Genomic DNA, 13,747 nt, shown 5'->3' on the forward strand with positions numbered 1-13,747 from the left:
AATGATTTTTATGTCCAATGTCGCAGAAAGATTAAAGGAACAACGAAAAAGACATCAGTTTACCCAACAAAAAGTTGCCAAGATATTAGGTATTACGGAAAGTGGGTACGGCTACTATGAACAAGGGAGAAATGAGCCTTCCATTGAAATGATTAAAAAATTATCTGAAACATATGGTGTTACTTCTGACTATCTACTTGGTCTCACCGACGACCCAAATACTCAATCGCTTCCTGCGGCTGATAACGAGGAAGAGAAAATGTTCTTTTCTGGGGGATACGAAAGTCTAACAGCAGAAGAAAAAGAGCATCTGGAAGAAGAATTACAGCGATTTCGGAAAATGAAAAAGCGGTGGGAGGAACTGTACAGGAAGGGAGATAGAGAAGAGTGAAATAGCCTTGTAGGATCTTTACCCTTTTTGATGTTCTATTAAAGAAAAAAATGAATTAAATTTCTAAAATTTTGTTGACGTTTCTCTCCTCATCCTTTATTATACATTAAACCGAACATATGTTTTAAAAGGGTGGGTAAAATGTTTCATTCAACCATTCGCCAAATTGTTAATGAAGCCTACAAAAAAAGAAACATTTGCTCTTTGAATGATCTTTCATTAGAAACTCTCAGCCGACGGTTCATGATTGATCTCGATTATTCTTATTCACAAACGTCATCCCTACAAATTGGCCATTACAAACTAATATCCCTGGACAAGCGTATACCTTCTCATTATCAACGTTGGGATTTCTTCCATGAGCTTGGCCATATTCTCCTTCATAATATTGACCAGAAAAAAGCTTTAAAGGGTGTATCATTTTTTATGGAATTGCAGGCATACAGATTTGCTTTACACGCTTCCATGCCCTACTTTCTGATCAAAAAATTCTGTGAAATAACACCATACACATTATCTTATGTATTTAATATTCCCATCTTTTTTGCTGAAAGACGCATGGATCAAATTAAAGCACACATCACCATAAAAGGGGGGAAGATTATATGAGAGGTTCAGTATACAAAACTGCTAACGGATATGGCTTTAGGATTGATTACGGTAGAGATAAGCGTGGAAAAAGGAAACAGAAACGTTATTCTGGGTATAACACAAAAAAGTTAGCTGAAAAAGCCATGTCCAATACCCTTAATGATGTGAATGAAGGCACCTATGTTCCACCACAAAACATTACATTTGTTGATTTTCTTCAAAACTGGGTGAACGGACGCCAAAACTCTCTATCAAAAGGAACAGCTAAAACTTATCATTATCTTGTCGATATGCACGTTTCAGAGTTTTTTCATACCATTAAGCTGACAGATTTAGAGGTTGAGGACTTCGACGATTTTTATAATCATTTGCTAAATGAAAAAAAGTTATCGCCCGCAACAATTCGAAAAATCCATCATTCCATCTGTAAGGCTGGATTGAACGAGGCTATAAGGAAAAAGCTCCTCAAAGACAATCCATCAACTTTGGCAGATCTCCCTTCATTTGAGAAAACAAGGATTGAGATATGGGATGAGCAAGAAACACAAGAATTCTTAAAAAAAGCAAAAAAACATTATTTATATATAGCCTTCCACCTCGCTTTATCTACAGGCATGAGGCAGGGTGAAATATTGGCACTGCAATGGAATCAGATTGATATGGAACGGAAAACGATATCTATTGATAAGTCGTTACGCCGAAATATGGAAATCAGCACAACTAAAACAGATGCTGGTGCCCGTCTTGTATCTATTCCAGATCAAACCGTCAACGAGTTACAAAGACATTGGAAATGGCAAAAAGAGCAGCAATTAAAATTAGGAAAAGCTTATGAAAATAAGAATTTAGTTGTTTCCACAAAGTGGGGAACCCTCATTTCTCATCGGAATTTACTTAGAGCATATTATCAAATTAGAAAACCCTTAAACGTCAAACCCATTACATTCCATGAATTAAGGCACACACATGCAACACATTTACTAAAGTTAGGGTTCCATCCTAAAATTGTTCAAGAAAGATTAGGTCACAATTCAATCCAAGTTACAATCGACACTTACTCGCATTTAATGCCAGGATTGCAAGAAACAGCTGCACAAAAACTCGGAAACATGATATTTGATCCTCCCGATATATCCAACCATACAAGCGCTCGTTAGTGTCACATAGTTGTTAGGTGAAAATAAAGTTCTTCACTTTTGACGCCGTGAAGAAAGATGCGGCTATTTCAAATATTGGTTTATTCACTGTTCACATTAATACAGTGATTGCAAGCGACATTTGTGATAAAAAAGATGTTTACTGTTGCTCACGCTTATTTTAAGATCGTGTAGATTTGCAACGAGAGCTGCAGTAGATGTAACAATCGTTGATACCAAATTTTCTATTTTTCTCACTCCAAATCCATAAATATAAATTATTATCACTAATTTCATTATAAAGTGGAAATTTATTTTTCTGCAATTCCCATCGGGTAGCACTCTTATTCAAGAATCTGGCTTTAAAAAGGAAAACAGGCGCTAATTCTTATTCAACTTAAGCGCCTCGTTTTACATTCACATTAATCGCTTCATGACATCCATCAATTCATCGATCATCTCCTCCTTGTTGCCTTCTTGAATGGCATTGGCGACACAGTGGTTTGTATGATCTTCCATCAAAGAAATACTCACCTTTTTCATGGCTGACTGAATCGCCGAAATTTGATTGAGGATATCTACGCAATACTTATCCTCATCAATCATCTTTTGCACCCCACGCACTTGACCTTCAATACGTTTCAAGCGATTGAGTAATTCTTGTTTGTTTGGCTGAACAGTTCCTTTTTCTTGTGCTGACATACGTTTTACCTCCTCGTTCATTGGTTAAAGGGACCGTGCACTTACGCGCGCGATCCCTCCACTTTTAATATTTAGGCTACATCATATCCCTGATCTTCAATCTCTTCTGTTATTTTTTCCAGATCTACTTTGTTCGGATCAAAGGTGACATCTACTTTTCCTTCACTTAAATGAACCTTCACATTATCTACGCCATTTAGGTTGCCGACATTACCTTCAATGGAGTTTACACAATGACCACAAGACATCCCTTGTACGTTTAATGTCATATCCTTCATGATTTTTTGCTCCTTTCGTATCTCTTGTATAGCTAAATAACTTTCGGCACGTGTGTGCAATGCATGGTATCATTTTATTCTAACGTCATTGCCTACACATATATCCCCTCCTTTAATTGGTTTCGAACAGATCGTGGGAGAAAGCGGCGGATCTCCTCCTCATGATAGCCAGCGAGCAACTGCTTATCATCCATAATAATCGGTCGTTTTAAAAGCGATGGATATTTACAAATGATTTGGAAGAGTGTATGCAAAGATAAACCTTCCATGTCGAGCGCCAATTCTGCAAAAGCCTTCGATTGTCTGGAAATGACATCATCGATACCGTTCTCTGTCAATGAAAAAATGTGTTTGACCTCATCGATGGTCAGTTTCGTTTTCGTTATATCTATTTCACGAAAGGGAAGCCGATGTTCTCGTAACCAATCCTTTGTCTTCCGGCATGACAAACAACTTGATGATGTATACACGGTAATCATGTGCTGATCCACTCCTAGTTTACAGTAAAATCACATCTTTTGAATCAACGATTTTATCTCAGATGCATTGCGCTCAAATCCAGTAAAGACTAGTGGTTTGGTGATCATCCATTACTTCGTCCTCCTCAAGTATACGCTGATGATACTTCATGGCTCTCATATACTTCTTCACTACTTCCGTGATCTTCATGCATGTCATTGCTCTCTAACGGGTTATCACCCGTGATGGCCGTGTAGCTGCCAATAACAACCGCCACATACAAGACCCCCACGAGCGCCCAGTGTTTAACTTTCATGTTCTTTCCTCCTTATCGGCTTAACTTCAAACGTTGCAAACGCAAGGCATTCAAGACAACGGATACCGAACTGAAGGCCATTGCTGCCCCGGCCACCCATGGAGCAAGTAGACCGGCTGCGGCAACTGGAATGGATGCCGTATTATAAAAGAAGGCAAAGAACAGATTCTGCTTAATGTTGCGAAACGTTTTTGTACTGAGCTGAACGCTATCAGCCACACTGTGCAAGTCGCCGCGCATAAGCGTAATATCGGCGGATTCAATCGCCACATCCGTCCCCGTTCCGATCGCCATCCCAATATCGGCGACCGCGAGTGCCGGTGCATCGTTGATGCCATCGCCAACCATGGCAACTTTTTTGCCTTGGTCTTGGATCTTTTTAATTTCTTCGGCTTTTTGTTCCGGGACCACTTCCGCAATCACACGGTCAATCCCGACTTGATTGCCGATCGCTTCGGCCGTTTGCTGGTTATCTCCCGTCAGCATGGCCACTTCTAAGCCGAGGTCATGCATCCGTTGAATCGCTGCTTTGGACGTTTCTTTCACCGTATCGGCAACGGCAATCATCCCGGCATACTTACCGTCAATAGCAATAAGCATCGCTGTCTTTCCTTCTTTCTCAAGGCCAGACATCTCTTCACCAGAAGATCCGATCGGGACGGATGATGTTTGCATGAGTTTGCGTGTCCCGATAATGATTTCGTCTCCGTCGACAAAGGCACGCACCCCATATCCTGGCAACGCTTCGAAATCTTCGCTCTCTCGCAATGGAATTCCCTTTTCCTCAATGCCTTTGACCATCGCTTCTGCAAGGGGGTGCTCCGAGTTTTTTTCTACGGCACCGACGATTGCAAGCACCGATTCCTCATTGAAATCAGGGACTACTTTGACATTGGTCAATGCAGGTTCTCCCTTTGTCACCGTTCCCGTCTTATCAAGTATGATCGTTTGGATCCCACGTGTGTTTTCCAAGTGCTCGCCGCCCTTAAAGAGCACACCATTTTCAGCAGAGCGACCCGTACCTGCCATAATGGATGTTGGTGTTGCTAATCCAAGCGCACAGGGGCAAGCGATGACAAGGATCGTAATGAGGGGCACTAACGCTGAACGCAAATCTCCGGGATTGATCACGAAATACCAAACAAGAAATGTTGTAATGGCAATCAAGACAACGACAGGCACAAAAATCCCTGACACTTTATCAACCATCCGTTGGACATTCGCCTTGCTTCCTTGCGCTTCTTCCACAACTTTCACAATTTGGGAAAGCGCCGTATCTTTCCCGACTTTCGTAGCTTCGATTTTGAGAAGCCCATTCTTATTGATCGTTGCCCCGATGACCTCGTCTCCTTGTTTCTTGTCAATCGGAATACTTTCACCGGTGATCATCGATTCATCCATGGCCGATTGCCCTTCATAAATCTTTCCGTCCACCGGCACTTTCTCTCCAGGGCGCACCATAACCGTGTCTCCCACAAGCACTTCTTCAATAGCGACTTCCATTTCCTCGCCATTACGAATGATGCGTGCCGTTTTGGCTTGCATTCCGAGCAACTTTTCAATCGCTTTGCTCGTGCGTCCTTTGGCACGTACTTCAAACAGTTTCCCGAGGACCACGAGCGTAATGATCACAGCTGCAGTCTCAAAGTAAAGCTCCGGCATCCCTTGTTGGCCGGTGGCGTACCATTCCCAACCCAAGAAGACACTGTATAAAAAGGCCGCCGTCGTCCCAAGCGCAATCAATACATCCATGTTTGCACTTTTGTTTTTCAAGGCTTTGTAGGAACCACTGTAAAACTGGGCGCCAACGAAGAATTGTACGGGGGCCGCAAGCGCTAGCTGCACCCATGGATTCATGAGCATATCTGGCAAATAGAGGAACGACATAAACTCAAAGTGGGCCACCATTGTCCAAAGCAGTGGCAATGTTAATATCGCCGAGAAAACAAATTTGCCGGTTTGCTTGCGTATTTCGTTGTCTTTTCTACTCACCGTTTCGTCCCGCGACTTTTGTGGTTTAAGGGTATATCCTAATTTGCGGATCCCTTCCATCATATCTCCGACGGTAACTTGACCTTCATCGTATTCGACAGAAACATTCTCCATGGCAAAGTTAACCGTTGCCGAAGAGACTCCTTCCATTTTTGATAGCTTTTTTTCAATTTTTGTCGCACAAGCCGCACAGGTCATGCCCGAAATATCAAAGGTTTGATTTTCATGAATCACTTGATATCCAAGTTTATCAATTTTTGCTTCAAAATCTTGGAGATCCGTCTGATCGGGATCGTAAACAACATTGGTTTTTTCCATCGCAAAATTCACATTTGCTTCACTAACCCCGTCGATTTTGGCAAGGCCTTTCTCAATTTTTGTGGCGCAAGCCGCACAGGTCATGCCTGCGATTTGTAGGGACGCTTCTTTTTGTTCCACTTGTTTTCATCTCCTTCTCCTCGTTAGAAAAGCTCTGATCGAAATCCTTTGCGTGCGTATGAATAAAGAAGAGATTGTTTCAACGGATGGTGGGTAACGATGCTTCCCACGAGTGCTTTCCCAAGCGTCGGTGTCATGGAACGATACCAATACCCTTGAGGGTATAAAACAACAATAGGACCATGTTTGCATTGACCATTACACAACGTTTTTGTCGTGTGTATTGTATACGTTAAGTTTTGATCATGAATGTCTTTTCGTATCGCCTTGGTAACTGCTTCGGCACCGTTTCTTATGCAAGATTTCCCATTGCAAAGCAGTAAATGGTGACCAAAACCATTTAAATCCATCCACTCCCACCTCCCGTTTAGGGCGAATGAAAAACACACAAATCATAATAGCTTCTGAAAAGAATATACCATACCCCTATAAGGTATGTAAAACACAAATTTTCACTTTATCAAAACCTACATCCACGTTTGGATACCCTTCTTGGGCATATTTTTTCTTTATTTATTGTCACGAAAGTTCAGAAGCACGAGTTATAAAAGGCATGACAATTGCGAATGCTATGTTGACGGGGTATCATAAGTGTGTTTCAATTATACCTATATGGGGTATAATATTTACAAGGAGGAGATAAAATGTCCAAAAAGGATCATCACGAGCATGAACAGCACCATCACAAGGATCAAGATCATCATACTCACCACAAAGAAGATCATCACGGCCATAATCATCATGGTCATGATCATCACAATCATCATAGCCACCATGCGCATGACGACCATGATCATCACGGTGGCGATGGTGGCCATTCCGGCCATGGTCATCACGGGCATGGCGATCATGGAGATATGATGGCCGACTTTAAAAAACGCTTTTTTGTCACGGTTATTCTGGCAATACCTATTATCATATTGTCCGATATGATTCAGATGTTCTTTAACTATACCGTTGCATTTCCCGGCGATACAGCCGTTGAACTCATCTTGGCAACTATTGTTTTCGTCTACGGGGGTTGGCCATTTTTAACGGGGCTTGTGAGCGAGATTAAAGACAAATCCCCGGGAATGATGACCCTCATCGGGTTTGCTATCTCCGTTGCGTACGTCTACAGTGCAGCTACAGTCTTTGGTCTTGAAGGGATGGATTTCTTCTGGGAGCTCGCCACATTGGTTGCCATCATGCTTCTTGGTCACTGGATTGAGATGAAATCCGTGATGAAAGCATCCGACTCACTTGAATCCCTTGTAGAACTCATGCCTCAAGAAGCCAATAAGCTCGATGAGAACGATCAAGTCATAACCGTCTCTGTTTCTGATCTTAAAAAGGGCGACCGTCTGCTTATTAAACCAGGCGAGAAAATACCGGCGGATGGCCATATTCTAAATGGAAAATCCTCGATCAATGAATCGATGCTTACCGGGGAATCCGAGCCTGTTGAAAAAAGTGATGGAGACGAAGTCATCGGCGGATCGATCAACTCATCCGGTTCCTTGACAATCGAAGTCTCCAAAACGAGCGATGAAGGATATTTATCGCAAGTGGTACAACTGGTCAAAGAGGCACAGGAAAGTAAATCAAGAACCCAAATGCTTTCAGACCGTGCCGCCAGTCTACTGTTCTACGTCGCTGTTGTTGCCGGAATCGTGACCTTCAGCACTTGGATGGCCCTTGGTGTGGATACGAATTTTGCGGTTGCTCGGATGGTCACGGTACTTGTTATTTCTTGTCCGCACGCCCTTGGTCTCGCGATTCCATTAGTGGCTGCACGTTCCACAGGAATTTCGGCTGAAAAAGGGTTATTCATTCGAAACCGCATCGGATTTGAAAGCGCCCGAAGGGTCGACACAATGATATTTGACAAGACCGGAACATTAACGCACGGGGAGTTCGGAGTAACAGACATTATCCCGGTAGAAAACAACGTATCCGAAGAGGAGTTGCTAAGATTGGCGGCATCGTTGGAGTCTCAATCAGAGCACCCAATCGCTGCCGGCATTGTAGCAAAAGGAAAAGAAAAGAATATCGACATTCCCCAACCGGAGGACTTTGATTCGATAACAGGGTCAGGAATTACCGGAAACGTTGATGGGAAGGTTATTTCGATCGTCAGCCCGGGGCATCTGCAAAGAGAAGGGATCAGTTATGATAAGGAGCGCTTATCCAAACTCTCGGAAACAGGCAAGACCGTTGTTTTTGTCCTTCAGGAGCAAACATTGCTCGGTGCGATTGCCTTAGCTGATGCTGTTAAAGAATCCGCAAAAGAGGCTATTGATCGCTTGCACCAAATCGGCATGGAAACGGTGATGCTAACCGGAGATAACGAACAAGTGGCCCAAGAAGTGGCCAAACAAATTGGAATTGATCAAGTCATTGCCGAAGTTCTCCCACATCAGAAGGCGGAAAAAGTTAAAGAATTGAAGAAAGATGGGAAACGGGTCGGCATGACCGGGGATGGCATTAATGATGCTCCAGCACTTGCAAATGCTGATCTTGGCGTAGCCGTTGGAGCCGGAACAGATGTCGCTATGGAAACAGCCGATGTAGTGCTCGTCAATAGCGATCCACTCGATGTTGTATCCATTGTCGATCTGTCAAGAGTCACTTATCGCAAGATGATTCAAAACCTTTGGTGGGCTGCTGGCTACAACATCGTTGCGATCCCGCTCGCGGCAGGTGTGCTCGCCGGATGGGGATTCCTGCTTGATCCAGCTTTAGGTGCGGTCCTCATGTCACTGAGTACCGTTATCGTAGCGATCAATGCCCAGACGCTCAAGATGAAATAAATACCCTGTGCATCCTCCACCACTCGGGACAAATACCACTAATCAATTAGAAACCCCTCACGTTCGAGGGGCTTCTCTACTCATTATAAACTTATTCTTAATATTCTATCCCTTTTTAGTATCCTCCGTAGGTATTGGGATCAGCTTTGCAGGCTTGTTTTTTTCTCCTTACTTGGTTCCTTTCCTATCATCATATGATGGTTTTCCTCGTGTTGCGGAGATGGCTGATTTTCCATATTTGAAAAGGGAAAGGTCCAGAATGTGAGTAGCATTAACATACACGTTGCAACGAGCAGGACATAATCATATTTTTGAACAAATGTAGAAAATGTTTCCTGAAGGACGTGGCGAATACAAAACATCGTTGTACCCATTAGCAATAACAAGCTGATCAATAGGAGAACTGCCCCTTCTGAAATCGTGAGCATTTCTACAACCATTGTTCCCATCATACCTGCCATGATCCCGGAAAAAAGCCCTTCAATACTCGCTAGCACATGTAAGCGTATACCGAGAATAAATCCGGTTATTCCAGCAAAGGTTATGCTGAACAAGGTCGAATATAACAAATCTCCATGAAGAACAATTCCGAAGAAAAAACCTAATGACAAGGCAAATACCATGGCCAAAGCCATGGTCATCATCATATTGACCATAAGGCTACCTTTATATCTGCTAAAAAAATAAATGGAACAAATTAAACCCAGATGTATGGATAAGAAACAAACAATATACATATACCCCGTAATCATTTAATCATGCTCCTTGTCCTTTATCACTATTTTATGGCTGCAATATCAACATATGATAAATTTAAAAATGCATTAGGGGGGTAATGTATATTAAACACCAGATCGTTGAGGAAAACTATTTCACAAACATGAATAAGTTAATCCGGCTGAAAAGTGCACACTATAAAATAACATAATCACAAGGCAGCTTTTTTCCTCTTTCAGAAAAGCAACTGCAAGCTAAACGCCATGACAGCCATACCGAGTAGGAACCCATAAATCGAGGAATGCTCTTTATTATATTTTTTGGCCGTAGGAATGAGCCCATCCAATGAGATAAAAACCATAATCCCAGCAACGGAAGCAAATACGATGCCGAACAGAATATCATTTAAGAAAGGCATCAAGACCATAAATGCGACCACTGCACCGAGGGGCTCTAATAATCCTGACAAAAATGAATACAAAAGTGCTTTCTTTCTGCTTCCTGTTGCATAATACATGGGGACAGATACCGTGATGCCTTCCGGGATATTGTGAAGGGCAACTGCGATCGCTATGGCAACGCCGAGCGTAGGTTCTTGTAAAGCCGCGGTAAATGTGGCAATACCTTCCGGAAAGTTGTGGATGGTTATAGCAAGTGCGGTGAAACTCCCCATTCTCATTAATTCCGGGCTTTTTGATCTGGCTGATTGGGGAGATTGATTCATCTCTTCCACTTTTTTCACTTCATGAGGGTTGCCTTGATTAGGAACAAGCTTGTCGATCAACGCAACCAGCAACATACCGGCAAAGAATCCGCCCACCGTCAGCCAACTTCCGATCTGCTCCCCTATAGCGCTTGTTAAGGCATCCTGAGCTTCAGAAAAAATCTCCACGAAAGATACATAAATCATGACCCCGCCGAGAAGCCCAGCGATCAACGTCAGGCCAAGGGCAAACCACACATCTTGTCCCACTGCACATCACTCCATTTGTTGGGAATTTATAACTTCCAATTCGCATCTCTATGTAAGGCTTTTTGTATCATTCCAATGGAGATTGTCATTTATTTAGGTTTCAAACTAGCTAATTTTTTTTGATTCCTCTCCGAAAGGACTTTAACAAAGCCAAAGATATGTACAGCCCACACTATAACAACTAAAAATAGAAATGGAATTCGAGCAAAATTGGGTAACGGGATGTGAAAGAACAAGAAATAAACCGTGTGCAGAACGACCAATATATAATATATGTGCACACGCTGTTGGAGATATTTCCAACTCTCTTGGCCAAGCATTTTTATACTCTTTTTATTTGAGGTCATGAAAAGTGCAAATAAATAAATCAAAGCCACTATGCCAATAAGATTATCATTGGCAAATCCTGGGTGAGTGTCATAACTATTTGTCATGGGATTGAAGACAAAGAACAGCCTCATGAAGTCCCACATAATCCAACCATCAAAAATAATGTAAACATGAGCAAAAGCCGTTATGGCCACCCAAATCCCTAGCTGTTTCCTCCAGTGCAGCAATAATTTCATGCTGTTGCTAAACTTTGAAGATGATCCAAGAAGGAGAATCGCTACGATGTAAAGAACAGATATGTCGGCAAAAGCACGGTTCCAGGCATGCATCGGATCCCATTCTCCTCTTAAAAAAAGAAAGAAAGCCATAAGTGCCACGGTTACAAAGAACAAGGAAATATGTTTTTTGATCGCTCGGCTCATTCCTTTTCTTTCATTCCTTTCCTTACGCTTTTTTATTAGTATATAAAAAATGTATGAAAAAACTATGGAGATCTGGAACACCGGGCAGCTTTTTCTTCAAAACGATCCTGGGGCATCTTTCATAAGAATACTTCATTATTTCTTCACTTTTTTCACCTACACTAGAACTATGAGGAAAGATGAGAAATGATAAAAGGAGATAAACACAATGATTCCTCAGTAAGGGCATACATTGAATGTTCAAGGGTCAATAACTTCATCATCTGGATACTTATACAGGGGGGGGAAGCAATTGCGGGGTAAATATATCATGCCCATTGTTTTGACGGTAATAACTTTAGTGTTTTTTCTAACGTTTAACCCATTTACGGTTGAACCTGAAGCCGAGGAAGCAGGGGAGTGGATAGAGATTAACCAAAACGAGGTGAGTGCAGAGATTGGTGAGGCAAACGTTGAATTGGTTGACTTGCGTGAAAAAGAGCTTTACGACGAAGGACATATCCCCGGTGCGATTCATATTCCTTACGATAAATTTCAACAACGTTATAACGAATTGAGCGATGACAACCGGATCATCTTAATTTGCCACACAGGGAGCATGGGGGTTGATAGTGCGGACTTTCTTGTTAATCAAGGATTTGATGATGTTGCCAATTTTGGTGGAGGAATGGCCGTTTGGGAAGGGCCACTGAAAACAAATTAAATACTAACATCGCCTATCCTGATTTATTTTGCTAACGTGTAAAACCCCATGGCCACCGTTTGATGACCATTAATATGATGGTATGATTTTGTGATCTTATATTGCGTGTAATATAGGGTCACATTTTTGTGACAAAGGGAGTTCTTCATTATTTCTCCACATTTTTGTCTTAACGTAAGTCGTAGTTTTTTAAAGGGAATTTGTAAATACCTTAATGCTATTACGCAGGTAAAACCATCTATTTGGGAAAGAAAATTCTCATAGAACTTATTGTCAAGGTCAGGGAATTTTTGATCAAATGCCAGAAATGAGTGAAAAAATGCTGCTTTCTAATGTACAACCATTAAACCCCGTTGCCTTTGAAATCTTCGGCTGGCCGATATATTGGTATGGCGTTATTATCATTCTTGGTGCCTTACTAGGGTACGTATTAGCCAACCGTGAAGCCATACGTCGTGGACTTCCAAAAGACTTTTTCGCGGATTTACTCATCTGGGCAGTTCCAGTTGCACTGGTTTTTGCAAGGATGTATTATGTCATCTTCAACTTGGATTATTATTTGGAAAACCCAGGACAAATAATTGCAATCTGGGAAGGTGGCCTTGCGGTCCACGGTGGGCTAGTTGGTGGCGTTCTTACTGGGTATGTATTTGCAAAAATTCGAGGCTTTTCTTTTTGGAAAGTTGCAGATATTGCAGCCCCGAGTATTTTACTTGGGCAAGCCATTGGACGCTGGGGCAATTTTATAAACCAAGAGGCTCATGGCGGAGAGGTATCGAGAGAATTTCTTGAAAATCTTATGCTTCCCGATTGGATTATCAATCAAATGTTCATTGATGGCAGCTACTATCATCCAACTTTTCTATATGAATCCATTTGGAGTTTCATCGGGGTTGGAATTCTTCTTTATTTACGAAGAGTCAACATGAGGCGTGGTGACCTTTTTCTCACGTACGTTATTTGGTACTCATTTGGACGCTTCTTCATCGAAGGATTACGTACGGACAGTTTAATGATCTTTGACTTCCTGCGTACTGCACAAGTCATTTCCATTGTTTTAATTGTCGGTGCTGTCATCACTATCATTTATCGAAGAAAAACAGGCTTATCTAGGATCAGGTATTTATCCGATGATTCACCGAAGAAAAAGAACAAGAATAAGAAAAGGGGAAAGAAATAAGAAGAGGTACGAATGAAGACAAATAGCCAAGGATGATGCTCCAAGCGATTTGAAGCAATAATATTCCTAAGTTTTGCATTTGAAATGAACAAAAACAGCCAAGAAACCGTATCAATGCTGTTTTTTTGGCTGTTTCCTTTTGTCAAAGAGTTGTAGGAGAAATCAGCCCATTTACTTCCCCTAAAATTTTTTCATCTATCCTAATGACAGGCATTTTTGCTGTAATCAATCTCAGTTCACTTTCTTTAAGCCCACATTTAACGGGCACTTCTTATTTTTATTTTCACAAACGAGGACCCGGCGCTCCTTGAATAGACGCCTTCTTCT

General features: G+C 41.9%; 15 protein-coding genes. 6 read left to right on the plus strand and 9 right to left on the minus strand.

The genetic code is table 11. The features are described 5' to 3' along the window. The first annotated feature begins 10 nt into the window (after positions 1–10). The 3 genes from ABDZ63_RS09390 (at position 11) to ABDZ63_RS09400 (ending at position 2,139) form a co-directional block, all read left to right on the plus strand. Positions 11–391, plus strand: a complete 381-nt coding sequence (locus ABDZ63_RS09390) for a helix-turn-helix domain-containing protein (protein ID WP_343783293.1) — start codon at positions 11–13, stop codon at positions 389–391. Positions 392–532: 141 nt separating this feature from the next. Next, positions 533–1,000, plus strand: a complete 468-nt coding sequence (locus ABDZ63_RS09395) for an ImmA/IrrE family metallo-endopeptidase (RefSeq protein WP_343783294.1) — start codon at positions 533–535, stop codon at positions 998–1,000. Continuing rightward, positions 997–2,139, plus strand: a complete 1,143-nt coding sequence (locus ABDZ63_RS09400) for a site-specific integrase (RefSeq protein WP_114374102.1) — start codon at positions 997–999, stop codon at positions 2,137–2,139. Before ABDZ63_RS09395 ends, ABDZ63_RS09400 begins: the two co-directional genes overlap by 4 nt. Positions 2,140–2,535: 396 nt before the next feature. Here ABDZ63_RS09400 and ABDZ63_RS09405 read toward each other — a convergent pair whose 3' ends face one another. The 6 genes from ABDZ63_RS09405 to ABDZ63_RS09430 form a co-directional block, all read right to left on the minus strand. Continuing rightward, positions 2,536–2,820 carry a metal-sensitive transcriptional regulator gene (locus ABDZ63_RS09405; RefSeq protein WP_114374100.1) on the minus strand — a complete coding sequence of 95 codons (285 nt, stop codon included), beginning with the start codon at positions 2,818–2,820 and terminating at the stop codon, positions 2,536–2,538. A gap of 71 nt (positions 2,821–2,891) precedes the next feature. After that, positions 2,892–3,098: a copper chaperone CopZ gene (gene copZ, locus ABDZ63_RS09410; RefSeq protein ID WP_114374098.1), complete on the minus strand. Its 207-nt coding sequence runs from the start codon at positions 3,096–3,098 to the stop codon at positions 2,892–2,894. A 92-nt stretch (positions 3,099–3,190) separates the two neighbouring features. Next, a complete protein-coding gene (spx, locus tag ABDZ63_RS09415) occupies positions 3,191–3,577 on the minus strand; it encodes a transcriptional regulator Spx (protein ID WP_114374096.1) in 387 nt (128 codons plus the stop codon). 125 nt (positions 3,578–3,702) lie between these two features. Continuing rightward, positions 3,703–3,873 (minus strand): hypothetical protein, encoded by a 171-nt coding sequence (locus ABDZ63_RS09420; protein WP_160112548.1) that lies wholly within the window; start codon positions 3,871–3,873, stop codon positions 3,703–3,705. A 12-nt stretch (positions 3,874–3,885) separates the two neighbouring features. Then, the gene (locus ABDZ63_RS09425) at positions 3,886–6,303 is read right to left on the minus strand and encodes a heavy metal translocating P-type ATPase (RefSeq protein ID WP_343783295.1); all 2,418 of its coding nucleotides are present in this window, start codon (positions 6,301–6,303) and stop codon (positions 3,886–3,888) included. Positions 6,304–6,326: 23 nt separating this feature from the next. Then, positions 6,327–6,653: a (2Fe-2S) ferredoxin domain-containing protein gene (locus ABDZ63_RS09430; protein ID WP_114374090.1), complete on the minus strand. Its 327-nt coding sequence runs from the start codon at positions 6,651–6,653 to the stop codon at positions 6,327–6,329. A gap of 294 nt (positions 6,654–6,947) precedes the next feature. Between ABDZ63_RS09430 and ABDZ63_RS09435 the strand changes: the two genes are divergently transcribed. Next, positions 6,948–9,095 carry a copper-translocating P-type ATPase gene (locus ABDZ63_RS09435; protein WP_343783296.1) on the plus strand — a complete coding sequence of 716 codons (2,148 nt, stop codon included), beginning with the start codon at positions 6,948–6,950 and terminating at the stop codon, positions 9,093–9,095. 140 nt (positions 9,096–9,235) lie between these two features. Here ABDZ63_RS09435 and ABDZ63_RS09440 read toward each other — a convergent pair whose 3' ends face one another. The 3 genes from ABDZ63_RS09440 to ABDZ63_RS09450 form a co-directional block, all read right to left on the minus strand. Then, positions 9,236–9,847, minus strand: a complete 612-nt coding sequence (locus tag ABDZ63_RS09440; RefSeq protein WP_343783297.1) for a hypothetical protein — start codon at positions 9,845–9,847, stop codon at positions 9,236–9,238. A 200-nt stretch (positions 9,848–10,047) separates the two neighbouring features. Continuing rightward, positions 10,048–10,785 (minus strand): zinc transporter ZupT, encoded by a 738-nt coding sequence (zupT, locus tag ABDZ63_RS09445; protein ID WP_343783298.1) that lies wholly within the window; start codon positions 10,783–10,785, stop codon positions 10,048–10,050. 89 nt (positions 10,786–10,874) lie between these two features. Then, on the minus strand, positions 10,875–11,537 hold the full coding sequence (locus ABDZ63_RS09450) for a hypothetical protein (RefSeq protein WP_343783299.1): 663 nt from the start codon (positions 11,535–11,537) through the stop codon (positions 10,875–10,877). 292 nt (positions 11,538–11,829) lie between these two features. On the opposite strand from ABDZ63_RS09450, the gene ABDZ63_RS09455 reads away from it, so the two are divergent. Further along, entirely contained in the window at positions 11,830–12,240 is a 411-nt protein-coding gene (locus ABDZ63_RS09455; protein WP_227002597.1) for a rhodanese-like domain-containing protein, read from the plus strand. A gap of 319 nt (positions 12,241–12,559) precedes the next feature. Next, positions 12,560–13,420 carry a prolipoprotein diacylglyceryl transferase gene (gene lgt, locus ABDZ63_RS09460; protein ID WP_425541974.1) on the plus strand — a complete coding sequence of 287 codons (861 nt, stop codon included), beginning with the start codon at positions 12,560–12,562 and terminating at the stop codon, positions 13,418–13,420. Positions 13,421–13,747 lie beyond the last annotated feature (327 nt).

Source organism: Alkalibacillus silvisoli (assembly GCF_039521975.1).
In the GTDB taxonomy this organism is placed as follows: domain Bacteria; phylum Bacillota; class Bacilli; order Bacillales; family Alkalibacillaceae; genus Alkalibacillus; species Alkalibacillus silvisoli.